The following is a 24563-nucleotide window of genomic DNA, read 5'->3' as shown; positions in this document are numbered from 1 at the left end:
CACCCGTGATGCGCTCGCCGATCGACCCGTTCACACCCGCCGTCGAACTCGCCGCGGCAATCCGCCGGAAGGAGGTGAGCCCGGTCGAGTTGGCCGACTGCTTTCTCGAGCGGATGGACCGGCTCGACCCCCGGCTGAACGCCTTCTGCCACCGGGCCGACGACGACGTCCGCAAAGCCGCGTCCTCCGCGGCCGATGCGGTGGCGCGGGCCGCGTCCGTCGAGGACCTCCCGCCGTTCCACGGCGTCCCGCTGCCGGTCAAGGACCTTGCTGACGTTGCCGGTTGGCCCACCACCCATGGGTCCGCGGGCGCCGGGCGGACACCGGCCGGGGCATCGGACCCGGTCGTTCGACGGTTCGTGGACGCGGGCTTCGTCCTGCTCGGCAAGACCACCACCTCCGAGTTCGGCAGCCTGCCCTTCACCGAGAGCGACGCCCTGGGCATCTCGCGCAACCCGTGGGACCCGGACCGCACGCCCGGGGGGTCGTCGAGCGGAGCGGGCGCCGCCGTCGCCGCCGGAATGGCGCCCATCGCCCACGCCGAGGACGGCGGCGGGTCGATACGGATCCCCGCATCGTGCAACGGCCTCGTCGGCCTCAAACCCACCCGCGGCCTGGTCACCAACGCCGTCGTGGAGGTGGAGGGTCTCGGCACCGGCGGCGTGCTCACCCGCTCGGTGGCGGACACCGCGGCCGCCCTCGACGTGCTGGCGCGTCACGATCCGGGCGCGTGGTGGTCGCCGCCGACGCCGATCACGTCCTTCGCCGCCGCGATGAAGACGGACGTGCCGACCGGACTGCGGATCGGTGTGCTCACCGACTCCCCGATCGACGGGATACGCGTGCACCCGGCGTGTGTCGCAGCCGTCGACGTCGCACTTCGGACGCTCGAATCGGCCGGCCAACACATCGTCGACACGCCTCTTCCGCTGCCGCCGACCGACGAGTTGGTCACCGCGTTCACGACCCTGTGGAACGTCGCCGGTGCCGGGATCGCGCTCGCGGAACCGGACCGCGTCGAGCCGCACAATCGCGCCCTGCGTGAGGCGGCACGAGCGATCGACTCGTGGGCGTACGCGGAAGGGGTGCGGAAGACCCAGCAGTTGTCGCGGCGCATCGTCGAAGGCTTCCTCGCCGGCTTCGATCTCCTCGTGACGCCGGCGATGGCCTGCCTTCCGCCGCTCGTCGGTGCCTGGCGGACGGGCACCGAGGACGATCCCCTGAGGGCACTGCGGAACAGCTACCCGATGGGGGTGTTCACGTCGGTGTTCAACGTGACCGGCCAGCCGGCGATCTCCCTCCCCGTCCACCACGACGAGGCCACCGGCCTGCCCGTCGGCATCCAGATCGTCGCCGCGCCATGGCGGGAGGACCTCTTGCTCCAGGTGTCCCGCACCCTCGAACTCGCGCTCCCCTGGGCCGGTCGCCGCCCGGCTGTCAGCTGATCCTGCGGCCGGGGGTGCACCTGCTGATGCCGCAGTCTTCGCCCGCGGCATCAGCGCCGGATGCGGCCGGCGGGTGGCGTGCCGCCCCGCGCGCTCATGCCCTTGGCCGCGGCCTGGGTGATGTTGCGGGCCATGCCGCCGAAGACGACGGCGTGGAAGGGGGACACGGACCACCAGTAGGCATGGCCCAGCAGGCCGCGGGGGTGGAACAGGGCGCGCTGGCGGTAGCGGGTACGGCCCTCGGCGCCCGTCTCGACGTACATCTCCAGCCACGCCAGACCCGGCAGCCTCATCTCCGCGCGCAGCCGCAGCAGTTGTTCGGGCTCGATCTCCTCGACGCGCCAGAAGTCCAGCGAGTCGCCGACCCGCAGACGCTCCGCGTCGCGTCGTCCGCGGCGCAGGCCTACTCCGCCGACGAACCGGTCCAGCCAGCCGCGGACCGCCCAGGCCAGCGGGAAGGAGTACCAGCCGTTGTCGCCGCCGATGCCCTCGATCACCTTCCAAAGGGCCTCCCGGGAAGCGTCGACAGGCAGTTGCCGCTCGTCCTCGTAGAGACTGCCGCCGGCCCAGTCGGGATCGGTGGGCAGCGGGTCGCTGGGGGCACCGGCAAGGGCGGCGGACGACCACCGGGTGGCGACCTGTGCCTCCCGCACCCTCCGCAGCGCGAGAGCCAGGGCCTCGTCGAACGGCAGGGGCCGGCCCGGAGGGTCGGGCACGTAGCGGGCGATGTCGTGCTCGTGGCAGACGACTTCGTGGCGCAGCGACTCCGTGAGGGGCCGGGCGATGGATGCCGGCACCGGGGTCACGAGGCCGACCCAGTGGCTGGACAGCCGCGGGGTGAGCATGGGCACCGGCACGATGATCCGCCGCGGGAGTCCGGCGACCTCGGAGTAGCGGCGCATCATCTCCCGATAGGTCAGGACATCCGGTCCGCCGATGTCGAAAGCCCGGTTGACCTCGGTCGGCACGGTGGCCGAGCCGACGAGATAGCGCAGCACGTCGCGGACCCCGATGGGCTGCGTGCGGGTGTGCACCCAGCTCGGGGTGACCATCACCGGCAGCCGCTCGGTCAGATAGCGCAGCATCTCGAACGACGCCGATCCCGAGCCGATGACGACAGCGGCCCTGAGCACGGCGGCGGGCACCGCGGCGTCGAGGAAGATGCGACCGACCTCAGCCCTGGAGCGCAGATGCGGGGAGAGGGCCTTCTCGGGTACGTCCCGCGGAGTGAGACCGCCGAGATAGACGATGCGCCGCACGCCGGCTGCGTGCGCCCGCTCGGCGAAGATGCGGGCCGCGCGGCGATCGGTGTCCTCGAACCCGGACCCGGATCCGAGGGAGTGCACCAGGTAGTACGCGACATCGACTCCGCGCATGGCCGCTTCGACCGACTCGGCGTCAGTGACGTCTCCGCGTACGGTCTCGACGGCGGCCGCCCAGGGGTGGTCCCGCAGCTTGTCCGGCGAGCGGGCCAGACAGCGAACCCGGTGTCCGGCATCCAGCAGTTCCGGTACCAGGCGCCCTCCGATGTATCCGGACGCTCCGGTGACCAGACAGTGCAGCCCCTCCGCGCTGTGCTTTGCGTCCGTGTCCACGACCATCTCTCCATGCACTCGGTCCGACGCTGCTCGATGCTCTCCCGTTCGATCATGGCCGATCGCCCCAGGACTTTCCGCCTCATGACGTGTTGTCGGCGCGTTCCCCAGCGGCGACGGCTGACGGCGGGTCCGCGGGCTGTTCAGTCCTCCGGATACGCACTCCCTGCCCATAGGGCCCGGGAATCGACGGAACGTACGGACCCCTCGGTGCCACCTCGACCAGGTCGGTCCGCCAGACGGGACGCCTCGCTTCTTGCGCCCCCTGTCCTCTGGGAGCGTGCAGCCATCACGGCCGTCATCATCGGGCCCGGCGCGATCGCGATCCTTGCACCATGCACGTACGGAGCTGAGGTATGAACGACGCGACCTTGCGGACAACGGGGAAGATCGGATATCGAAAACACATGATCAGCACCTCAGCCACCGCCGCACCCACCTCCCGAGCCCTGGTCCTGGAGGAGTTCGGCACCCTGCCGCGTCTCCTGAAGCGGGCCGTTCCCGAGCCGCGGCCCGGGCACACCCTCGTACGGATGAAGGCGGCGACGGTCGCCCACCTGGACCTCAACGTCCTCGACGGACAGTTCGGCATCCTGCCCGACCTGCCGTCCGTGCCCGGCACGCAGGGCAGCGGCACCGTCCTCGCCTCCGGCACCCACCCCGAGGGCGCGCTCGTCCGGGTGCGCGGCGAAGGGCTCGGGCTCAGCCGTGCAGGTGCCTGGGCGGAGCACGTGCTCGTGCCCGATGCCGCCGTCGAGATCATGCCGGAGGGCACCGACCCCGCCTTGGCCTGCATCTACTTCTCCCCCGTCGGCACCGCCTGGGCCTCCGTGCACCCGATCGCCCAGGTACGGCCTGGCGAGCGGGTCATGGTCACCGGAGCGTCGGGCGCGGTCGGCGCGATGGCGGTCCAGCTGGCCGCCCGGGCAGGTGCCGAGGTGGTCGGTGTGGTCGGCCGCCCGGCCAAGCGGCCCCATGTGCCCGCACCCGCCAAGGCGGTACTCGCGTCCGATCTCTCCGAGGAGGCGGTAGGCGGCAAGGTCGACGTGCTCATCGACACGGTCGGCGGCAAGATCCTGCAAGGGGCCCTTCGTCTGGTCCGCCCGCGCGGCCGGGCCGCGCTCGTCGGCTACACCGCGGGCCGAGAGCTCACCCTCGACCTCGCGGACTTCTTCCTCGCCGACGTCTCGCTGCTCCCCGTCAACATGATCAGCCGGGGCAAGGAGGTCGCCGCGGAGGTCGCACGCCTTCTACCGGACCTCTCCTCCGGCAAGCTCACGCTGCCTTACGAGCGCTACGGCATCGACCGCCTCGAGGAGGCGGTGGGGCGGCTGCGCACAGGCGAGGCGATCGGCAAGGTGGTGATCGACCTGGGCTGACCGCGCCGAGGCGACCGACCACCGGCGTTGCGGCGTCGCCGGGGCATGGACGCCATGGTGGACGTCCGAGGCCCCGGACACCACAGATCCCGGCAGGCCCGAGAGGCGCAACGGACAGGCACGTCAGGATCGGCAACCGTCGTTCCGTCACGCCCCCGCGGGCGGGGCGATCTCGACCCGTACCCCGCTCGCCTCGAAGGCACGGATCTGTGCGTCGGGCGCCGATGCGTCCGTGACCAGGGTCCACTCGTTCCGCAGCTTCGCCCAGGCGTGGAACGGCGCGCGCCCCAGCTTGGCGCCGTGGGCGAGTACGTAGACCCGGTCGGCGCGGCGGGCCATCAGCTCCTTGAGCCGGGTCTGGCGCAGGTCCGCCTCGCAGATGCCGCGCTCGACGGTGACGCCGTCGGCGCCGAGGAAGAGCCGGTCGAAGGACATGTGCTCGAGTGCGGCCTCCGTGAGCGGGCCGACGAAACCCTGGCTGAGCGGGCGGAGCGTGCCGCCCAGGCACTCGACTTCCACGCCTTCCGCGTCCGCGAGGGCGTGCAGGGCCGTCAGGCCCGTGGTCGCGACCGTCAACTCCTTGGCGCCTCGTAGCTCGTGGGCCAGCGCGCCCACCGTCGTACCGGCGTCGAGGAGCAGGGTCTCGCCCGGCTCGACCTGCCGGGCGGCCCACTGCGCGATGGCCCGCTTCTCCTCGTACGCCTCCCCCGTGCGCTGCCGAAGCGACGCCTCGGGGTGCGCGGACAGCGCCATCGCGCCGCCGTAGGTGCGCGCGAGGCGGCCCTCCGTGGTGAGGCGGGCGAGGTCCCGGCGGATGGTCGAGGGGGTGACGTCGAAGAGCTGCGAGAGTTCCTCGACGCTGGCGAGGCCGGTGGTGGTGGCGAGGTGGACGATGCGGTCGCGTCGCGCCTGGGATGTGGTCGGCTGCATCTGCGGGGTCCTCTACGGTGCGGTGGTAACGGCGGTGCAGGGGACGGCGGTTCAGGCCGCCGGAGCGACCGGCGCCGTCGCCAGCTCAGCCGCCTGGCGCAGCGCCTCGACCATGCTACCGGCCTCCGCCGCGCCCGTTCCGGCGATGTCGAACGCGGTGCCGTGGTCGACGGACGTGCGGATGACGGGCAGTCCCACGGTGAGATTGACACCCGCCTCGATGCCCAGGACCTTGACCGGTCCGTGGCCCTGGTCGTGGTACATCGCCACGATCAGGTCGTAGTCGCCACGCGCGGCGAGGAAGAAGGCGGTGTCGGCGGGGAGCGGGCCGCGGGCGTCGACACCCTCGGCGCGCAGCTTCTCGAGTGCCGGGACGATCTTCTCGCCCTCCTCGCCGTAGCCGAACAGGCCGTTCTCGCCCGCGTGCGGGTTGATGCCGCAGACGCCGATGACGGGGTTCGGGGTGCCGGCGCGCACCATGGCCTCGTGGCCGCGGCGCACCGTGCGCTCGACGAGGCCCGGTTCGATGCGGTTGACGGCGTCGATCAGGCCGATGTGCGTGGTGACGTGGATGACCTTCACCTTCTCGGTGGAGAGCATCATCGAGACCTCCTCGGTCCCGGTCAGGTGGGCGAGGAGTTCGGTGTGACCGGGGTAGATGTGGCCCGCGGCGTGCAGGGCCTCCTTGTTGAGGGGGGCGGTGCAGATGGCGTGCACGTCTCCTGCCACGGCGAGTTCGGCGGCGCGCGCGATGTACGCGTATGCGGCGTCGCCCGCGACCGGCGACAGCTCGCCCCAGGGCAGGTCGGCGGGGAGCAGGCCGAGGTCGACGACATTGACGCGGCCCGGCGTGAACTCGGCGTCGCGCGGGTGGTCGACGGCGGCGATCTCACAGTCCAGACCGAGGATGCGGGCGGCCTCGCGCAGCCGCTGCGCGTCGCCGATCACGACCGGACGGCAGCGGGTGAGGACGGCATCGTCGAGCAGGGCCGCGACGACGACCTCGGGGCCGACGCCGGCAGCGTCGCCCATGGTGACGGCGATGAGAGGGAGGGGGGTGCGGGTGCTCATGCGGACAACTCCTAGGCGGGAGGCGGGTGGTGAAGGGTTCAGGTCGCTGCCGCGGCGGCCGGGCGGGGCCGTAGCGCGGCAGCGATGCGCAGCAGCGAGTCCTCGGCGCCGTAGCTGCCGGGGCGGGTGACGACGTGGCGGCCGTCAGGAGTGCGGGACTGGACGGCGCCGTGATGGATTTCGCCGAGTGGTTCCAACTCCCGTATTCCCAGCGCGTCCAGAGTGGTGCGAGCGGTCTCGCCGCCGGTCAGGACGAGGTCGGGGCGGCCCGGGTACGCAGCGGCGACTGCGCCCAGGGCGGCACTGAGGGCCCGTCCCGCGCCGGGGCGCAGTCCTGCCGAACCGTCGATGGACAGCACGGTCAGGGCAGCAGTGGCGGCGATGCGCGGCAGGCGGACCGCACCGACCGCCAGGTCGGCCGGATCCAGCGGCACATGGTGAGCGCCGAGTGCCGTGAGGTGCGCGATCTGCGCAACCGCGGCGGGCTCGGCGGTCCCGACGACGAAGAGCAGCGGGCCGCGGTCCCGGGCGGGCGCGGGCGGCTGAGTGACGGCAGCGGGACGCACCAGCGCGCGCCCGAGCGCGAGTGCCAGACCAGCGCTGCCCAGGAGCCGGAATCCGTGGCCGAGCCGCAGCGCCGCCGTGGCCACGGCATCCAGGTCGGCGTCTGTCTCGGCGTCCGGAGCGGGGTGCGCGCCGGAGCCGGCGATCCGCCGGAACTCCGCGTCCAGTACGGCGGGTTCGGACCGGACGACGCCGAGGGGAACCGTACGGACCGGGAGGCCGGACAGCGCCTCGGGGAGTGAGTGGGGCGCGGCCGCGCGCTCCGCGCGCCAGCCGTCGGTGCGGTGCAGCGGAACGCCGTTCACGTGCACCACACCGCCGGTCACGGTGCGCCCGGCCGCGGGCAGCGCGGGGGCGATGACGACGGCCCCGGCCCCTTCGGCGTAGGCGGCCGCCTCCGCGGCGAGGTGGCCGCGCAGCTGTGAGTCGACCTTCTTGTACAGCAGCCGGGGCGGGCCGTCCTGCGCCGCGCACAGGGTCGTCCGCACGACGTACGCCGCTTCGGCGGCCGGCAGGTGCCGGGTGTCCAGGTCCACGACGAGGTCGTGCGCGGCAGGGCTCTCGGCCACGTCGGCGGCGGTGAGCGACAGACGGACGGGACCGCCGAGGGCACAGGCGGTCTCGGCCGCGCCGGACAGGTCGTCCGCGAGCGCGAGGACGTACCGCAGTACGGGCACAGGCGCGGACGGCGGAACGTACGGGCGTGGGTGCGGGGGCAGGGAAGCCACGGGGTCGAACCTCCTTGGGCACGCCGGGCGTTGGGCGGCCCGGTCCGGATCATGACACAGATTGCGCGAAGTGCGCGAGACCTCTTGCGCGATTCACGCAGTCGTGCGAGCGTTCCGGTGGCGCCGACGGCCCTCACCCGCGGACCGCGTCGCCCTCGTGGACGCCCTGCGTACCGGCTCACACAGCACGGTGCACACCGGCTTGCACCGCACATCGCGGCAGAACGCAGCGCATCGCACTGCACTTGGCCGCAGTGCGGCACACCGCCGGGAACCACCGCGGCGACCGGTCGAAGCCGCGCAGCCGCAAGCAACACCCCCGATGCGCACATCACGCACGAGATCGCGTACGAACACGAGACCGCACGACCCGCACCACTTGCGCTGCCCGCACCGGAAGGAACCCGCCGTGACCGTCGGCCTTGAACTCCCGCACGTCCCTGTCCCGTTGTCCCCTCTCGTCCTCGGCACGATGACCTTCGGCGACACCGCGGACCGCGCGACGGCCGCCGCGATGCTGGACGCCGCGCTCGACGCCGGCATCACCGGTGTGGACACCGCGAACGGCTACGCGGGCGGGGAGAGCGAGCGCATCCTCGCCGGGCTGCTGCCCGGCCGACGCGACCGGATGGTTCTCGCCACCAAGGCCGGCATCCCGCACCCCGACCAGGGCGACCACGCGCCGCTCTCCGCCGAGGGCCTGCGCACCGCGCTCGACGGAAGCCTCAAGCGCCTGGGCACCGACCACGTCGACCTCTTCTATCTGCACCAGCCCGACCGCAGGACACCCCTCGCCGAAACCCTGGCCACCGTCACCGAGTTCGTACAGGCGGGCAAGGTCCTCGCCCTCGGCGTCTCCAACTTCGCGGCCTGGCAGATCGCCGAGCTCAGCCGCGTGGCCGACGAGGTCGGCGCCCCGCGCCCGGTCGTCGCCCAGCAGCTGCACAACCTTCTCGCGCGCCGCGTCGAGGAGGAGTACGTCGAGTACGCCGCCGTCACCGGCCTGCGCACCATGGTCTACAACCCGCTCGGCGGCGGCCTGCTCACCGGCCGCCACACCTTCGGACAGGCCCCGGGCGGCGGGCGCTTCGGGGACTCGAAGCTGGCCGCGATGTACCGCGAGCGGTACTGGAACGAGGATCTGTTCCGCGCCGTCACCGACCTCACCCGCATCGCCGCCGACGCGGGCCTGCCGCTCACCGAGCTGGCCCTGCGCTGGCTCCTTGCACGGCCCTCCACCGACGCGCTGCTGCTCGGCGGCTCCAAGGTCGAGCACCTGAAGGCCAACATCGCCGCCGCGTCCGCCGGCCCGCTGCCCGCAGATGTCCTGGCCGCCTGCGACGAGGTCGGTGCCCGCCTTCGCGGCCCGATGCCCGCCTACAACCGCTGACCTCGCCCCCATCCTCGTAACGGAGACAACAACATGGCCACCGGCCGCAGTTCTGCCGAGTTCACCGCCGCCCTGCGCAATCGCGAACAGCTCATCGGCTACTGGTCGTTGCTCGACTCGCCGATCGCCGCCGAGCGCCTGGCCCGCGTCGGCTACGACTACCTGGCCTTCGACGCCCAGCACGGTCTCTTCGGCTACCAGGGCATGCTCAACAACCTCCTCGCCACCGACACCAAGGGCAGCACCGCCGTCGGCATGGTGCGCGTCGAGGCCAACGACCTCACCTACATCGGCAAGGCCCTGGACGCGGGCGCGACCGCCGTCATCGTCCCGCTGATCGACACCGCGCAGGACGCCGCCGACGCCGTCTCCGCCGTCCGCTATCCGCCGCTGGGCCGCCGCTCGTACGGCCCGATGCGCGCACAGCTGCGCATCGGCCCGAACCCGGCCGACACGCACGAGCAGACCGCCGTCCTCGCCATGATCGAGACGGCCGACGGCCTGGCCAACGTCGAGGAGATCTGCGCGACCCCCGGCCTCGACGGCATCTACGTCGGTCCGTCCGACCTGCGCCTGGCCATCGGCGGCGCCTCTTCCACCGACCCGTCCGTGCAAGGCGAGTTCGAGCAGGCCCTCACCCGTGTCCGCAAGGCGGCAGAGACGGCGGGCATCGCGGCCGGCATCCACAACGCCGACGGCGCGAGCGCCGCCCGCCGTCTCGCCGAGGGCTTCACATTCGCGACGGTCGCCGCCGACGTCGTACACCTTCAGCAGATCGCGACGTCCCACCTCCAGGCGGCACGCGGCGAGGCGCGCTGATGCCGACCACCCTCATCACGACGCCCACCTTCGCCCGGCACTCGGCGCGCCCCTGGCGGATCCTGGAGGAGGCCGGAGCCGGTCCCCTGCGCCCGTCCGAGGACGCGGCGCTGCCGGCCGCCGAACTCCTCGAGTACGCGGCCGGCGCGGACGCGCTGATCGTCGGCATGGACGCGATCACCGCCGAGGTGATGGACGCCGCGCCCCGACTCAAGGTGATCGCCAAGCACGGCGTCGGCGTCGACACCATCGACGTGGCCGCCGCCCGCGCGCGAGGTATCCCGGTCGTGTGCGCGCCGGGCAGCAACTCGCGTGCGGTGGCCGAGTACACCTTCGGCCTGCTGCTCTCCGCGACCCGCTCACTCGCCGCCTCGCACACCGCGGTGGCGGCCGGCGGCTGGCCGAAGCTGTTCGGCCCCGAACTGCACGGCAAGACGCTGGGCATCGTCGGCTTCGGCCGTATCGGCCGCCTTCTGGCCGGTTACGCCCGCGCTTTCGGAATGGAGCCGCTCGCCCACGACCCGTACGTCCAGGACGCCGACGTACGCGCGGACGGCGCCGAACCGGTCGCGCTCGAAGCCCTGTTGGCGCGCGCCGACGCCGTCAGCCTCCACACGCCGCCCGACCCGTCCGGCACCCCGCTGCTCGACCGGGCACGCCTGGCGGCGATGAAGGAGGGCGCGGTCCTGGTCAACGCCGCGCGTGGTGGCCTCGTCGACGAGCGCGCGCTCGCCGACCTGCTCGGCTCCGGACACCTCGGGGCTGCGGCCCTCGACGCGTTCACCACCGAGCCGCTGCCCGCCGACCACCCGCTGCGCGCGGCCCCGCGCACGCTGCTCACCTCGCACATGGCCGCCTGCACGCCCGAAGCCAACCAGGCCATGGGCGCGACAGTGGCCGAGGACGTCGTCCGCGTACTGGCGGGCAAGGAGCCGCACCACCACGCGAGTTGAGACACAAGGCACCCTCTGCAGTACCTGCACCCCCGCTCTGCGACACCTCGGTGCCACGGCACTACCCCGTCCCCTTCCGGATTCCGGCGACGACGCCGGAGGATCCCCCAAGGACCTGACATGGCCACCTCGACAGATGGCGCCACAGCGGCGCCGCCCTCCGCGCAGACCGACCCGTACGCACTGCGCGCCGAAGACGCCCGCCCGGCCCCCGAGACCTTCCGCGGCCGACTGCGCCGGCTCGGCCCCGGACTCGTGCTGTCCGCCGCCGTCGTCGGCTCCGGTGAACTGATCACCACGACCTCGCTCGGCGCAAAGGCCGGCTTCGCCCTGCTGTGGCTGGTGATCGTCTCCACCATGGTCAAGGTGTGGGTCCAGATGGAGCTGGCCCGCTGGACCATCCTCAACGGCCGCCCCGCGCTCGACGGCTTCCGTGACGTCGGCCCGCGGATCGGCCCGCTGAGCTGGATCAACTGGCTCTGGATCGGCATGGACTTCGCCAAGATGTTCCAGCGCGGCGGCATCATCGGCGGTACCGCGGCGGCCTGTTCCATCCTCCTGCCCATCCACGGCGCGTCCCTGAGCACGTCGTCGCTGACGATCTGGGCCATCGTCGTCACCGCCGCCGCCGTTCTCATCCTCCAGACGGGCAAGTACCACGTCGTGGAGCGGGTCGAGGTCATCGGCATCACGCTCAAGACGGTCATCACCGTCGGCCTGGCACTCGCCCTGCCCCTCACCGCCTTCGGCTACGGCACCGAGCAGCTCGCCGACGGACTGAGCTTCCAGATCCCCGCGGGCACGGTCGGCATCGCGCTCGCCATGTTCGGCATCACCGGCGTCGGCGCCGACGAGATGACGACGTACACGTACTGGTGCCTGGAGAAGGGCTACGCCCGCTGGACCGGCCCCGACGACGGCACCGAACAGCGCGCCCGCCGGGCGGAGGGCTGGCTCAAGGTCATGCGGCTCGACGTGGGCGTCTCCTGGATCGTGTGCACCCTCTGCACGCTGTCCTTCTACGTGATCGGCGCCTCGGTGCTCCACCCGCAGGGACTGGTACCCGAAGGCAACGGCATGATCACCACGCTGTCGCACATCTACACCGACACCCTGGGCCCGTGGGCCGAGTACCTGTTCCTGGCCGGCGCGATCGCCGTCCTCTTCTCGGTCACCGTCGCCTCGTCGGCCAGCGTGCCGCGCCTGTGGACCAACACCCTCGGCCTGCTCGGCGTGGTGAACTGGCACGACCTGCGCTCCCGCACCCGCACGATCCGCATCCTCACCTGCTGCCTGCCCCCGGTGTGGATGTGCTTCTTCCTGTGGGTCCAGTCCCCCGTACTGATGGTGCAGATCGGCGGTATCGGCGGCGGCGTCTTCCTGCTCGCCGTCGTGGTCGCGGTCTGGCGCCTGCGCTACACCGGCGTCCCGCCCCGCTTCCGCGCCAACCCCTGGCTGACCGCCGCCCTCGTCATGAGCAGCGCGGCGATTCTCTTCCTCGGGGTGTACGCGGTGCTGGACACGCTGGGGCTGACGCCCGGCAGCTGAATGCCGCGGCGGGGCACAGTGGAGGCATGAACGCGGACAGCAGGAACATTCTGGCCCGGGGGCGCGTGGCGACCCGGCTGCCGGCCCAGGACCTGGACCGGGCACGGCGTTTCTACGCCGAGCAGCTCGGTCTCGAGCCCGTCGACGAACGGCCCGGTGGACTGCTGTACCGGTGCGGAGACACCGAGTTCGCTCTGTTCGAGTCGACGGGTTCCGCGCCTGGCACCTTCACCCAGATGGGGTGGCAGGTCGACGACGTCGAGACGATCGTGGCGGAACTCAGGCAACGCGGCGTGATGTTCGAGGAGGTCGACCTGCCCGGGTTGCGGACGAAGGACGGGATCGCCGAGATCGACGGAAACTACCCGAGCAAGGGCGCACGCGGAGAACGCGCTGCCTGGTTCCGTGACAGCGAGGGAAACCTGCTGGGCATCGGCGAACCGGTCGTCTGACCAGGTCACACCCTGGTCAGGACGACGCACGCGCGGCCGGGGCGGCTCCTACGGCTCGGCCGCGCGGGCGTCACCGGCCGGTCACGACCCGTTCGCCGACAAGATCAGCGGCAAGATCCGCAGCCGCCCGTCCCGCCTGCCCCGCAGCCGTCGCCCGGCCGGCATCGGTGACACTTGGGGCATGCAGCCCTCCCCGCCCGGACCTCCCCCCTCGCCCGACGCCGCCGCCCCGCACGGCGGTGGTGCGCCCACGCTGGGGCAGGCCGTCGGTGTGGTCGGGCCCGACGTGGTGGAAGTGCTGCGGGCCCCCTGCGGGACGGACGTGCCGGTGAGCGGGGCCGGAGTGTTCGACGAGGGCGAGACGCTGCAGGCAGGGGGGCGGATTCTCATCGCACCCGGCGTCGACACGTCCGCGCCGGGCGCCGCGGCGGTGCTGCGCGCGGCGGACCGCGCCGGGGCCGCGGCCGTGGTGCTGCGACGCGGCGCTCAGGGCATCGCGCCGTCGCTCGCCGAGGCGGCCGACGAGGTGTCGACCGCCCTGCTCTCCCGAGCCCCGTGGATCGAGTGGGGCGAGCTGATCGGGCTGCTGCGGGCGGCCATCGCCCGCACCGGAACAGCGGCGCCCGCCGAGGCGTCGGCCGATGTGGCGCTCGGGGATCTGTCGGGGCTCGCCCTGGCGCTGGCCGCGCTGGTGGGCGGCGCGATCACCGTCGAGGACCCCGAGTCGAACGTGCTGGCGTACTCGCCGACCGCCGACACCGCCGACCCGCTGCGCAGGCTGACCATCCTGGGGCGCCGGGTGCCGAGCTGGCGGGTGACCGAACTCGCCGAGAGCGGGTTCCTCACGACGCTGTGGGCGAGCGGCGACGTGGTGCACCGGCCCGCCGACGCGCGGTTTCCCGAACGCCTCGCTGTCGCCGTGCGGGCCGGCGACGAGATCCTCGGGTCGCTGTGGGCGGCCGCCGACGGCGAACCGCTGCCGCCCGGGGCCAGGGAAGCGTTGCGGCAGGCGGCCGCCATCGCCGTACCGCATCTGCTGCACCACCGGCTGCGGTCCCGGTCCGCCGCCAGCCGTCGCCGGTACGCGGTGCGGGCCCTGTTCGAGGAGCGCCCGCCGGACGTGTCCGCGGCGGCGGTCGTACTCGGGGTCGAGGCCGGACAGCCGTGCACCGTCCTCACGGCGGCCGTCGCGGTGCCGATCGCACCGGACGTCCTGGACCGGGCCTTCCACCTGGCCTCCCTGCGCGTCGCCGCGCATCACACCCCGGCCTTCGCGCACCGCGACGGCGACCGGCTCGACGTCCTCGTGGCCGGCACCGGGGCGGGAGACGGCGTGGACCGGCTGGCACGCGACCTGGCCGGCGTGCTGCGCGGCGCCGGGGCGCGGCCGCTGGTCGCGACAGGGCCCACCGTAGGGGGGCTCGGCGACGCCGCCGCCTCCCGTGCGGGGGCCGCCCAGGTGTTGCGGGTACTGCGCGAGCGCGGCGGGCCCGAGACGGCCTGCGCCGAGGATGTCCGGTTCGCCATGGACGCGCTGCGGGTGACGGATGCGGTCGCCGAGCACGTGCCGTCGGCCGCGGACGCGGTCGCCGCGCTGCTCGAGCACGACGAGCTGCACGGAACGGATCTGCCGCGCACCGTCGCCGCCCACCTGGTGTTCTTCGGCGACGCGGCGGCCACCGCCCGCTATGTGGGGGTCCACACCAACACGTTGCGGTACCGGCTGCGCCGGGCCGGGGAGCTGTGCGGCATCGACCTCACCGATCCCGATGTGCGGCTGCTGGTGGAGCTGGGGCTGCGGCGGGCCGGGCTGATCCCGCTGCCGTGACACGGTGTGGTGCGGGCGCACCACGTCGCCCCCCTGTCCGTGGTGCGGGCGCACCATGGAGAGGGGGACGGTGCCCGGCCCTTGTGCACGGCCACGACGGGAGCGGTGCGGACTTCGTGGCGGCGCACGCAGACAGTGCGGGGCTCGGGGCTGCACAGTGAACCCGGGCGGAGCGCACGGGCGACAAGCCGGTGGCATGATCACCGCCCGCGGCCGGCGCAGTCGGCGGCCCCGCAAGTCGGACGATCCGCCGGGCACGTAGCCGGCAGTGTGCAGTGAGAAGGCAGGAACACCCCATGACCATGGCCCCGGAATCCGTCGTCCGCAGGGAGGCGGCCGTGCGTGCCGCCGCCGAGCAGGGCCTGGTGGGCGCGCAGGCGCCGGTCCTCGGCCTGCTCGATGTGGACGGGATCCGTGGCGCCGCCCGGGAGCTGCGCGAGGCCTTCGCCTTCGACGGGGTCTCGGTGCAGCACACGTTCGCGGTGAAGGCCGCCTCGCTGGTGCCGGTCCTCGCGCTGCTGAACGAGGAGGGCATCGGCGCGGAGGTGGCCAGCGTCGGTGAGCTGGAACTGGCCCGCGCCGCCGGTGTCCCCGCCGAACGGATCGTCTTCGACTCCCCGGCCAAGACGATGGACGAGCTGCGCGACGCTCTCTCCCACGGCATCGCGGTCAACGCCGACAACCCGCAGGAGCTGGACCGTGTCGACGCCGTCGTCGCCGATCTCGGGGTCGGCTGCGCGCCCGTGGGCCTGCGGGTCAACCCGCAGGTCGGCAGCGGTTCGATCGGGGCGATGAGCACGGCGACGGCCACGTCCAAGTTCGGTGTCGCGCTGCGCGACGAGGGCGCGGAACAGTGGGTGCTCGACGCCTACCGGCTGCGCCCGTGGATGACCCGGCTGCACACCCACACCGGCTCCCAGGGTGTCGCCCTGGAACTGATGGCCGAAGGGGTGCGGGCCGCGTACGAGCTGGCGGAGAAGATCAACGCGCATGTCGGCGGGCAGCAGATCGACACCCTCGACATCGGCGGCGGCCTGCCGGTGAACTTCGCCTCGGACGAGATGACCCCGACGTTCGCGCAGTACGCGCGGCTGCTGCGGGAGACCGTGCCCGGCCTGTTCGACGGTCGCTACACGCTCGTCACCGAGTTCGGCCGTTCGCTGCTGGCCAAGCAGGGGCTGATCGTGGCGCACGTCGAGTACACCAAGACCTCCGGCGGCCGGCGGATCGCCGTGACACACGCCGGTGCGCAGGTGGCCACCCGCACCGTGTTCGTGCCCGAGTCGTGGCCGCTGCGCGTGGGCGCGTACGACCCCGTCGGGCGGCCCAGGGCGACCGAGCCGCTGGTACAGGACGTCGCCGGGCCGTGCTGCTTCGCCGGGGACCTGGTCGCGCGGGAGCGGGAGCTGCCCGAGCTGGCGCCCGGTGATCTGGTCGCGCTGTACGACACCGGGGCCTACTACTTCTCGACCCATTTCCACTACAACAGCCTGCCGCGTCCCGCCGTGTACGGATATGTAGTGTCCGACGCGGGGATGGTGACGTTCGCTCCGGTCAGGCCCGCACAGACGGTGGCCGAGGTGGTCGCGGAGTCCGGTGCGGCGCAGGCCGGCTCGCTTCTCGGGCTGACCGACCGTCCCTCCTCGTAGGGCACCTCCCCACCTGGGGAAAGTTGCCCCAGGAAACAGTTTAAGGTGGCGTGTCGCCGCGTGGTACTCCCGCGGCGCTCCACCGGGAACACTGCGTCCCTCGCGTGATCCGCACAGCATCACGCCAGGTCCGCCGTCTTCCCGCGATGCCGGCCCGCCGTACGGGGGGACGGGCCCTGTCCAACAGGTATGCCGCGCCGCTTTCCGGCGTTCGCTTTCGCGTGCGCGCGGGTGCGGTGTACCGCTATGCACGTCGGAGAACCATGGAGCACACAGCACAAGCCGAGCCGCAGGCCCGGCCGGCGCAGGCCCCCGCCGCCGCGGCCGGGGCGAGCGCCGCCGGCGCCATCCGCGAAGGCGGTTACACGGCCGGCCTGCGCAACCGTCAGGTCCAGATGATCGCGATCGGCGGCGCCATCGGCACCGGCCTCTTCCTCGGCGCCGGCGAGCGGCTGCACGCGGCCGGCCCGTCGCTGGTCGTCATCTTCGCGCTCACCGGCCTGTTCGCCTTCTTCATCTCTCGCGCCATGGGCGAGCTGGTGATGCACCGGCCGACGTCCGGTTCGTTCGTCTCGTACTCACGTGAGTTCCTCGGCGAGAAGGCCGCGTACACGGCGGGCTGGGTCTACTTCCTGCACTGGGTGTGCAGCGGCATCGCGGAGATCACCGCGGTGGCGATGTATCTGCACTACTGGGCGGCGTTCCGTGACATCCCCCAGTGGACGCTGGCCCTGTTCGCGCTGCTCGTGGTGCTCGCCGCGAACCTCATCTCGGTGCGCTGGTTCGGCGAGTTCGAGTTCTGGTTCTCGATCATCAAGGTCGCCGCGATCCTGGCGTTCCTCGCCATCGGCTGCTGGCTGCTGGCCAGCCGGCACCCCGTCGACGGCCACAGCACGGGCCCGCAGCTGATCGCCGACCACGGCGGGATGCTGCCCAACGGCCTGCTCGCCGCCGTCGTGCTCATCCAGGGCGTGGTCTTCGCGTACGCCGCGATCGAGATGGTCGGCATCGCCGCCGGCGAGACCGAGAACCCGCGCAAGGTGATCCCGCGCGCCATCAACTCCGTGTCGTGGCGCATCGTGCTCTTCTACGTCGGCAGCGTGCTGCTGCTCGTCCTCCTGCTGCCGTGGAGCGCCTACAAGGCCGGCGAGTCGCCCTTCGTGACGCTGATGGGCAAGCTGGGCGTTCCCGGTATCAGCGGCATCATGAACTTCGTCATCCTCACGGCGGCCCTCTCCAGCTGCAACTCCGGCCTCTACTCGACCGGCCGCGTGCTGCGCTCGATGGGCCTGGCCGGTTCGGCGCCCGCCTTCACCACGAAGATGAACAAGCGCGGTGTGCCCTTCGGCGGCGTCCTGCTGACCGCGTGCTGCTACATCCTCGGCATCGTCCTCAACTACGTCGTGCCCGAGCGGGCGTTCTCCATCGTCCTGAACTTCTCCGCGATCACCATGATCGGCACCTGGGTGATGATCATGGTCTGCCAGATGGTGCTGCGTCGCAAGGCGCTGCGCGGTGAGCTGGAGCGCCCCGCCTTCCGGCTGCCCGGCGCGCCCTTCACCTCCTGGCTCACGCTCGCCTTCCTCGCGGGCGTCGTGGTGCTCATGTGCGTCGACGGCGGCGACGCCGCCTGGTCGGTGGCCTGTGTCCCGCTGATCGCCATCGGCCTGGTCATCGGCTGGTACGCGGTCCGCGGCCGGGTCGCCGAGCGGCAGGCGGCCGCACATCCGGCGGTCGAACAGAGCCCGGTCGAACAGAGCCCGGCCGAACAGCGGGGCTGAACGGCACTCGGCGGAGCACCGTTGCCGACCCTCCGCGCCCCGGCGGGTCGGCAACGGTGCTCCGCGTCAACGTGCATGGCACAGAGCATCGGTCGGTGACGACTGGGCGGCGGAACAACTCGCGTGCGAACAGCGCCGGTTGACCGCGACGACCGAGAGCGCGCATGCGTGCCGATGCCATGGGTGTCCCGCTCGGCAAGCCGACGTTCATCGACGCCTTCGGCACGATGCTCACCCGTCTCGGGCACCGGGTCGCCGTGCTCGCCGTCGACCTGGTCCGCAACGCCACCGGTCCGGGGGAACGGGGCTCTCCCCCGGACAGATGACGATCTTCTGGCCCCCTCCATGCTGCGGATCGGATTCCGGGACGACATGGTCGTAAGAGGGCACCCATCGCCCGGAGCGCGGCGACAATCGACCAGGGAGCCGCCGGCGCTCCCGCCCCGCACTCTGCCGACTGACGTGGAGCCGCTCATGACCACCGCACGGGACCTCGCGATCGTTGCCCTGACCGACGCACCCGACCACCCCGTGGAGCAGGGCGAGCTGTCGCTGGCGCTCGCGGGGGCCGAGGTGTTCGACCTCATCGAGGCCAAGGGCCTGATCGTGGACGGCGACCACATCCTGCCCAGCGCCCAGGCGCCCACCGGGGACCGCCTGCTGGACGAGGCCGCCGCGGCTCTCGTGCGACAGGAGCCGTACGAGTCGGTCGAGGACTGGCTGTGGCGCCGGGGCCGCGGGCTGTCCTCGGCGTACGTCGACGAGCTGGAGCGGGAGGGCCTGACGACCCGGCCGCGGGGCCTTCGCCATCCGCTGCGGGGCGGGCGGACGGAGCCGGTCGACTCGCAGGACCGGCGCCGGGCCGAGGAACGCTGGGCAGCGGGCGAACCCGTACTCGTCGCCCTGGCGGCCGCCGCCGGAATCCGGGACGAGCCGGCCGACGAGGCGCCCGAGCTCGCTGGGGACGCGGTCGCGGCGGTTCTGGCCGCCGTCGGGACCGCCGTTCAGGAGCTGCAGGCCGTACGACAGCGCAGGGCGATCGAGGACGCGGCGTTCGACAACGTCTGGCGCGGCTACTGAGATCTGTCCTCTCCCGTGCGCGAAGAAGGGCGCCTGACAGGCATCTGCCTGTCAGGCGCCCTTCGCGGCGCGTACCACCGCTATACACCCCGATCCCGGGTCCCGGATCGCTGGTCACGCCGTTCACCGCACGGGGGGCATCGTCCGGCGGGGCGCGGCTCACCCACGTCCGGGCCTGCCTAACGTACGGGGGATACACCACCTGCCCGGGAGGTTCCGTGCCGCCGCAAAACCATCCGAAGCGTTTCGCGCGCCCCGTCGAGAGCATCGAACCACCGCGCAACGTCGAGGTGGCGATCGGCGTTGCGTTCATGACCCTCTTGGTGCTGATCCTCGGCGCCCTGTCCGAGTCCCCGGTGTGGCTTCTCGGGCTCCTCGTATTCCTGCCGGCGACGGCGTCCGCTCTGTGCACCGTGCGCCAGACGACGTTCGTGGCTGCGTGGATCGCGCTCGTGGTCGTCGTCGTCGTGCTGCTCCGGCACGGCGACGGGCGGTCGTGGCTCGACAGGAGCCTCATGATGCTGCTCACCCTCGCCCTGGGCGCGGCCTGCGTCTACGCCTGCCACCGTCGTATCCGCCGCGAGGACGAGATGCTGCGGCTGCGCTCCACCGCTGCGGCGATGCAGCGTCACATCCTGCGCCCGCTGCCCCTGCTCACCGACGACGTCCTGGTCGACGGCGCGTACGAGCCCGTCCAGGAGGACCGGCTGGTCGGCGGCGACATCTACGACGTCGTCGAGTCTCCCTGGGGAACCCGGGTTCTGATCGGCGATGTCCAGGGCAAGGGCCTGCCGGCGGTCGGCGCCGCGTTCGCGGTCATCGGCGCGTTCCGGGAGGCGGCCCACCGGGAGCCGACCCTGACCGCGCTCGTCGACGCCCTCGATGCCTCTGTCGTACGGCACAACTCCTACGCCGCGCAGACCGGCGAGGACGAACGCTTCGTCACCGCACTCATCCTCAACGTCGACGCGCACGACGAGGTCCAAGTCGTCAACTGCGGACACATCGCGCCCCACGTGCTGCACAACGCCACCATCAGCACGCCGGCCCTCGACTCCGGTGTTCCCCTCGGTCTCGCCGAACTCGCCGCCGAACCGCTGACCGTCGACTGGCTCACCTTCCCGGCCGGGGCGACTCTGCTGCTGACCACCGACGGCCTCACTGAGACCCGTGGCGCGGACGGCACGTTCTACCCCGTCACCGAACGCCTCACCGAGCGGGTGTCCCTCTCCCCCACCGACCTGCCGCGCGCCCTCTACGACGACGCGAGCGCGTTCGCCGGGGAGCGAGGTCAGCAGGACGACGTCGCGATCCTGTCCGTCCGGCGGTCGCCTTTCCGTTGAGTACGTGGCGCCGGGCATCACGCGATCGCACGTCACGCCCGCGGGGAGTTCTCCGTACGGGGCAAGGCGCCTGACCGGGTTGTGCCCGTCAGTCGCCGCAGAGCCGTACGCCCTCAGGGCTGTGCCAGTCCGGCCGCGAATTCCGCGAACCAGGCCAGCATGTCGGGCCGGGTCACGGCTCCCTCCGCGCTGACCTCGCTGACGCGGGCGCCCTGGAGGATGCGCTTGACGTACGGCAGCCGAAGGCCCGGAGGATCTCCAGTGCGCCGGGCCACTCGCCGTACCCGGAGGCGGGGTTGAGGTGGCCGACGGGGCCGAGGTCGGCCAGGCGACTGCCCCACGCGTCGGCCAGTGCGGCGACCCGGTCGAAGCGGGCCAGGGGGTCGTTCGTGCTCGCCGCGACGACGCTGGGGAACGGCAGTGGGGCGCTCGGCGTGGGCAGCCAGCCGTTCGCACGCAGGGCCTGCGGTCCGGGGTAGCCCTCCGGCAGCGGTGCGTCGAAGTCGGGCGGCGTCGCGAGGAGGGCGCCCTGCACCGGGCGGGTGTGCCGGGCCGCCCAGTGGACGGTGGTGAGCACACCGGCGCTGTGCGCGACGAGCACCACCGGTCCCTCGATGCCGGACACCACGTCGTTCAGAGCGGTGACCTGCGCGTCACAGCTCAGCCTGAGGTCCGTCAGGGGCGGCACGGTCACGGCACCGGGGAGTCGGGCGGCGAGGGCCGTCTGCCAGTGGTCGGGGACGTGGTCGCGCAGGCCGGGCACGAGCACGACCGTGGGCGCGGAAGCTGGGTTCATGCGGAGATCTCCGACTTTTCGAGGACCGGGGCCGATGCCGAGACGAGGCCCCTGTCGTAGTGGCGTCTGCCGAGGGCGAAGGCGAGGGTCGCCACGATGGCGATGAGCGGGACGAGGCGGAGTGCGCCGTCCAGGCCCAGGCGGTCGGCGAGCATGCCGGTCACCGCGGGGCCCGGCGCGAGGCCCAGCAGACTGTTGGCGAGGGTGAGCGTGGCCATGGCCGTCGCCGCGACGGCGGCCGGGGTAAGGCTCGCCACCATGGCGGCGGCGGGTCCCGCTGTTGCGTTGCACAGCAGCGTCCCGGCACCGATGACGAGGAGTTGCGGTACGCCGGACGGGAGTTGGAACCCGCCGGCGAGCAGGACCAGCGAGCCGGCGCTGCACACGATGGCGACGGTCCACTTGAGGTGCGGGTTGCTGCGGGCGAGCCGGTCGCTGACGATGCCGCCGCCGATCATGCCGATCCCGGTGATCAGCGCGAAGCCTCCGGCGGCGAGTCCGGCCTTGGCGGGCGGCAGCCCGTAGTAGCGGTCGAGGAAGCTGGGCATCCAGGCCAGCAGTGCCATCGCGATGAACATCTGCAGGCCGCTGCCGACGTAGGCGCACAGCACGGACACCGACGAGAACAGCCGGGGCAGCAAGGTCCGTACCGGGCCTCCCGTACCCGGCGCGGGGCCGGTGCCGAAGCCGGCCGGCGCCAGTCTCCGCTCCGTCACGACGACGGCGTAGACCGCGGCCAGGACCAGACCGAACAGCCCCATGACGGCGAACGTCCAGCGCCAGCCCAGGCGTTGGGCCACCACACCGCCGATCGACACACCGAGTACGGAGCCGAAGGCGCCGCCCGCGATGAAGGCGCCCGACAGCGTGGCCCGCAGACCCACCGGGAACACACTCAGCACCACCGCGATGCCCACGCTCCCGTACGCCGCCTCGCCGACACCCACCATGAAACGGCCGAGGAACATCTGGCCGTAGCTCGCGGAGACGGCACAGCCCAGGGTGGCCAGGCTCCACACCACAGCCGCGAGGACCAGGCTCCTGACCCGGCCCCAGCGGTCCGCGAGCAGCGACAGCGGAAAGGTCAGCAGGCCGACCATGAGGGCGACGATGCCGCTCAGCGACCCCAACTGGGTGTCGGACAGCAGCCATTCGGCCTTCAGGAGCGGAAACACCGCGTTCAGTACCTGCCGCGACATGTAGTCGGACAGCAACAGCCCGAAACTGAGGGCGAACACCAGCCACGCGTAGCGACGGGTCATCGGCTCAGCAGGGCCTGTCACCGGCGATGCCGGCACGCTCCATCTTGCGGACGGCGGGCCAGTAGTCCTGGACCGCGTAGTGCTGGGTGGAGCGGTTGTCCCAGAGAGCGACGCTGTTCGGGGTCCAGCGCCAGCGGACCTGGTACTCGGGCACGGCCGCCTGGCTCATGAGGTAGTTGAGCAGGTGGCTCGCGCCGGGCGCGTGGTCCTGGCCGAACCGCACGTTCTCGGGTGTGTGGTAGTTGACGAAGTGGGTGGTGAAGGAGTTGACGAAGAGGATCTTCTCGCCGGTCTCGGGGTGGGTGCGCACGACCGGGTGCTCGGGGTCCGGGTAGCGGGCCTTGAGCTGGTGGCGCTGTTCCATCGGCATGACCGCGCCGAAGCTGGCCTCGATGCTGTGCCGGGCGCGCAGCCCGTCGATCTGGGCGCGGATGTGCGCAGGGAGCCTGCGGTACGCCTCGGCCATGTTCACCCAGATCGTGTCGCCGCCGACCTCGGGCGTCTCGATGCAGCGGAGCAGGGCGCCCATCGGCGGGCAGTCGCGCCAGGTCGCGTCGCAGTGCAGGGCGTTCTCGTAGTGCTCGGGCTTGCTGTCCAGGTCCTTGTAGATGCGGACGAGGCCCGGGTGGTCGGGGTCGCTGCCGAGGACCGGGTGGTCCTCCAGCGGGCCGAGCCGGGAGGCGAACGCGATGTGCTCGTCGCGGCTCATGTCCTGGTCGCGCAGGAACAACACCTTGTGGCGGAGCAGGAGTTCCTTGATCTTGGCGAAGAGCGCGTCGTCATGGACGGCGTCGCCGAGCTGGACGCCGTGCAGTTGGGCTCCGATGGTGCAGGTCAGCGGTTCGACCTGGATCCGGGTGCGGGCAGCGGTCCGGGGCATGGGTGCTCTCCAGGGGTACGGGGGGACGGGTGACTCAGGGGACGAGGACGGACGAGCCCGTGGTGCGGCCGGCTTCCAGCGTGCGGTGCGCGGTCACGGCGTCGTCGAGGGCGAAGCGCCGGCCGACGCGGATCCCGATGCGGCCGGCGGCGACGTGGCCGAACAGCTCCCCGGCGAGGTCGTCCCTCTCGGCCGGGTCGGCTATGTAGTCGGCAAGGGCCGGCCGGGTCACGAACAGCGAGCCGTGCCGTACGAGCTGCATCGCGTCCAGCGGCGGCACGCCGGACGACGTGCCGAAACAGACCAGCAGGCCGCGGCGGCGCAGTGAGGCCATGGACCCGGCGACGGTGTCCTTGCCGACGCTGTCGAGGACGAGCGGGACACCGGCCCCGTCGGTCAGCTCCCGCACGCGCTGCGCGACGTTCTCGTGCCGGTACAGGATGGTGTGGTCGCAGCCGTGTGCGCGGGCGAGTTCGGCCTTCTCCTCCGTGGAGACGGTGCCGATGACGGTGAGCCCGAGCAGTTGCGCCCACTGGCAGACGATCAGCCCCACGCCGCCCGCGGCGGCGTGCAGCAGGATCGTGTCGCCGGGCTTCAGCGGGTGGATGCGGCGCAGCAGGTACGAGGCGGTGAGGCCGCGCATCGTCATGGCGGCCGCCGTCTCGAAGTCGATGCCGTCGGGGAGCCGGATCAGGCAATCGGCGGGCATGACCCGCTCGGAGCTGTACGCGCCGAGCGGGCTGCCGGTGTACGTGACACGGTCGCCCGCGGCGACGTGGGTGACGCCTTGGCCGACGGCCTCGACGACACCTGCGGCCTCGACGCCGATTCCCGCGGGCAGGGGCGCCGGGTACAGGCCGGTGCGGAAGTACGTGTCGGCGAAGTTGAGGCCGACGGCCTCGTGCCGGACCCGGACCTCGCCGGGGCCGGGGGCGCCGACGGTGACCCGTTCGCGGCGCAGGACCTCGGGGCCGCCGGTCTCGTGGAAGCGGATGGCGTAGGCCACGGGATGCTCTCTTCGTTCGGCTGGTTGGGTGTGTCGGGCGTGTGTGCCGTGTTCGGCGTCTGGG

At 72.3% G+C, this 24563-nt stretch carries 20 protein-coding genes and 1 pseudogene; 13 read left to right on the top strand and 8 right to left on the bottom strand.

Annotation, left to right across the window (positions count from 1 at the left end; all coding sequences use genetic code 11):
* Window positions 1-8 precede the first annotated feature (8 nt).
* Window positions 9-1445, top strand: coding sequence for an amidase (locus ACZ67T_RS21885; protein ID WP_469986146.1), 1437 nt, complete (start codon window positions 9-11; stop codon window positions 1443-1445).
* Between the two features lie 50 nt (window positions 1446-1495).
* Here ACZ67T_RS21885 and ACZ67T_RS21880 read toward each other — a convergent pair whose 3' ends face one another.
* Window positions 1496-3040, bottom strand: coding sequence for an SDR family oxidoreductase (locus ACZ67T_RS21880; RefSeq protein ID WP_469986145.1), 1545 nt, complete (start codon window positions 3038-3040; stop codon window positions 1496-1498).
* A 407-nt stretch (window positions 3041-3447) separates the two neighbouring features.
* Here ACZ67T_RS21880 and ACZ67T_RS21875 point away from each other — a divergent pair, with 407 nt between their 5' ends.
* Window positions 3448-4419: a quinone oxidoreductase family protein gene (locus tag ACZ67T_RS21875; protein ID WP_469986144.1), complete on the top strand. Its 972-nt coding sequence runs from the start codon at window positions 3448-3450 to the stop codon at window positions 4417-4419.
* Between the two features lie 147 nt (window positions 4420-4566).
* Here the strand turns inward: ACZ67T_RS21875 and ACZ67T_RS21870 are convergent, their stop codons facing one another.
* From ACZ67T_RS21870 to ACZ67T_RS21860, 3 genes are read right to left on the bottom strand one after another with little or no spacing between them, the layout of a single operon-like run.
* The gene (locus tag ACZ67T_RS21870; RefSeq protein ID WP_469986143.1) at window positions 4567-5349 is read right to left on the bottom strand and encodes a DeoR/GlpR family DNA-binding transcription regulator; all 783 of its coding nucleotides are present in this window, start codon (window positions 5347-5349) and stop codon (window positions 4567-4569) included.
* 51 nt (window positions 5350-5400) lie between these two features.
* Window positions 5401-6420: a 4-hydroxythreonine-4-phosphate dehydrogenase PdxA gene (gene pdxA / locus ACZ67T_RS21865; protein ID WP_469986141.1), complete on the bottom strand. Its 1020-nt coding sequence runs from the start codon at window positions 6418-6420 to the stop codon at window positions 5401-5403.
* 38 nt (window positions 6421-6458) lie between these two features.
* On the bottom strand, window positions 6459-7712 hold the full coding sequence (locus ACZ67T_RS21860) for a four-carbon acid sugar kinase family protein (RefSeq protein ID WP_469986140.1): 1254 nt from the start codon (window positions 7710-7712) through the stop codon (window positions 6459-6461).
* Window positions 7713-8121: 409 nt separating this feature from the next.
* Here ACZ67T_RS21860 and ACZ67T_RS21855 point away from each other — a divergent pair, with 409 nt between their 5' ends.
* The 11 genes and pseudogenes from ACZ67T_RS21855 (at window position 8122) to ACZ67T_RS21805 (ending at window position 20555) form a co-directional block, all read left to right on the top strand.
* Window positions 8122-9102, top strand: coding sequence for an aldo/keto reductase (locus ACZ67T_RS21855; RefSeq protein ID WP_469986139.1), 981 nt, complete (start codon window positions 8122-8124; stop codon window positions 9100-9102).
* A 33-nt stretch (window positions 9103-9135) separates the two neighbouring features.
* Window positions 9136-9921 carry an HpcH/HpaI aldolase family protein gene (locus tag ACZ67T_RS21850; protein WP_469986137.1) on the top strand — a complete coding sequence of 262 codons (786 nt, stop codon included), beginning with the start codon at window positions 9136-9138 and terminating at the stop codon, window positions 9919-9921.
* The gene (locus tag ACZ67T_RS21845) at window positions 9921-10874 is read left to right on the top strand and encodes a phosphoglycerate dehydrogenase (RefSeq protein WP_469986135.1); all 954 of its coding nucleotides are present in this window, start codon (window positions 9921-9923) and stop codon (window positions 10872-10874) included. Before ACZ67T_RS21850 ends, ACZ67T_RS21845 begins: the two co-directional genes overlap by 1 nt.
* Window positions 10875-10994: 120 nt before the next feature.
* Window positions 10995-12422: an Nramp family divalent metal transporter gene (locus tag ACZ67T_RS21840; protein WP_469986133.1), complete on the top strand. Its 1428-nt coding sequence runs from the start codon at window positions 10995-10997 to the stop codon at window positions 12420-12422.
* A gap of 26 nt (window positions 12423-12448) precedes the next feature.
* The gene (locus ACZ67T_RS21835; protein ID WP_469986131.1) at window positions 12449-12874 is read left to right on the top strand and encodes a VOC family protein; all 426 of its coding nucleotides are present in this window, start codon (window positions 12449-12451) and stop codon (window positions 12872-12874) included.
* Window positions 12828-14702, top strand: a complete 1875-nt coding sequence (locus tag ACZ67T_RS21830) for a PucR family transcriptional regulator (RefSeq protein WP_469986129.1) — start codon at window positions 12828-12830, stop codon at window positions 14700-14702. Before ACZ67T_RS21835 ends, ACZ67T_RS21830 begins: the two co-directional genes overlap by 47 nt.
* Before the next feature lie 302 nt (window positions 14703-15004).
* Window positions 15005-16351 carry a type III PLP-dependent enzyme domain-containing protein gene (locus tag ACZ67T_RS21825; RefSeq protein ID WP_469986404.1) on the top strand — a complete coding sequence of 449 codons (1347 nt, stop codon included), beginning with the start codon at window positions 15005-15007 and terminating at the stop codon, window positions 16349-16351.
* Window positions 16352-16614: 263 nt separating this feature from the next.
* On the top strand, window positions 16615-18132 hold the full coding sequence (locus ACZ67T_RS21820; RefSeq protein WP_469986127.1) for an amino acid permease: 1518 nt from the start codon (window positions 16615-16617) through the stop codon (window positions 18130-18132).
* A gap of 143 nt (window positions 18133-18275) precedes the next feature.
* Window positions 18276-18425 (top strand): annotated as a pseudogene (locus tag ACZ67T_RS21815) (methylmalonyl Co-A mutase-associated GTPase MeaB); the annotation flags it as partial.
* Between the two features lie 181 nt (window positions 18426-18606).
* Complete coding sequence (locus ACZ67T_RS21810) at window positions 18607-19212, top strand: GPP34 family phosphoprotein (protein ID WP_469986125.1); 606 nt, start codon at window positions 18607-18609, stop codon at window positions 19210-19212.
* A 218-nt stretch (window positions 19213-19430) separates the two neighbouring features.
* Window positions 19431-20555, top strand: coding sequence for a PP2C family protein-serine/threonine phosphatase (locus ACZ67T_RS21805; RefSeq protein WP_469986123.1), 1125 nt, complete (start codon window positions 19431-19433; stop codon window positions 20553-20555).
* 172 nt (window positions 20556-20727) lie between these two features.
* Here the strand turns inward: ACZ67T_RS21805 and ACZ67T_RS21800 are convergent, their stop codons facing one another.
* From ACZ67T_RS21800 to ACZ67T_RS21785, 4 genes are read right to left on the bottom strand one after another with little or no spacing between them, the layout of a single operon-like run.
* Window positions 20728-21351, bottom strand: coding sequence for an RBBP9/YdeN family alpha/beta hydrolase (locus tag ACZ67T_RS21800; RefSeq protein WP_469986121.1), 624 nt, complete (start codon window positions 21349-21351; stop codon window positions 20728-20730).
* Window positions 21348-22613 (bottom strand): MFS transporter, encoded by a 1266-nt coding sequence (locus ACZ67T_RS21795; RefSeq protein ID WP_469986119.1) that lies wholly within the window; start codon window positions 22611-22613, stop codon window positions 21348-21350. Before ACZ67T_RS21795 ends, ACZ67T_RS21800 begins: the two co-directional genes overlap by 4 nt.
* Before the next feature lie 4 nt (window positions 22614-22617).
* Window positions 22618-23493 (bottom strand): TauD/TfdA dioxygenase family protein, encoded by an 876-nt coding sequence (locus ACZ67T_RS21790; protein ID WP_469986118.1) that lies wholly within the window; start codon window positions 23491-23493, stop codon window positions 22618-22620.
* Window positions 23494-23527: 34 nt separating this feature from the next.
* Window positions 23528-24499 carry a quinone oxidoreductase family protein gene (locus ACZ67T_RS21785; RefSeq protein ID WP_469986117.1) on the bottom strand — a complete coding sequence of 324 codons (972 nt, stop codon included), beginning with the start codon at window positions 24497-24499 and terminating at the stop codon, window positions 23528-23530.
* Window positions 24500-24563 lie beyond the last annotated feature (64 nt).

It is taken from the genome of Streptomyces sp. NPDC107517 (assembly GCF_055582645.1).
This window is presented reverse-complemented; position numbering and strand designations above follow the sequence as displayed.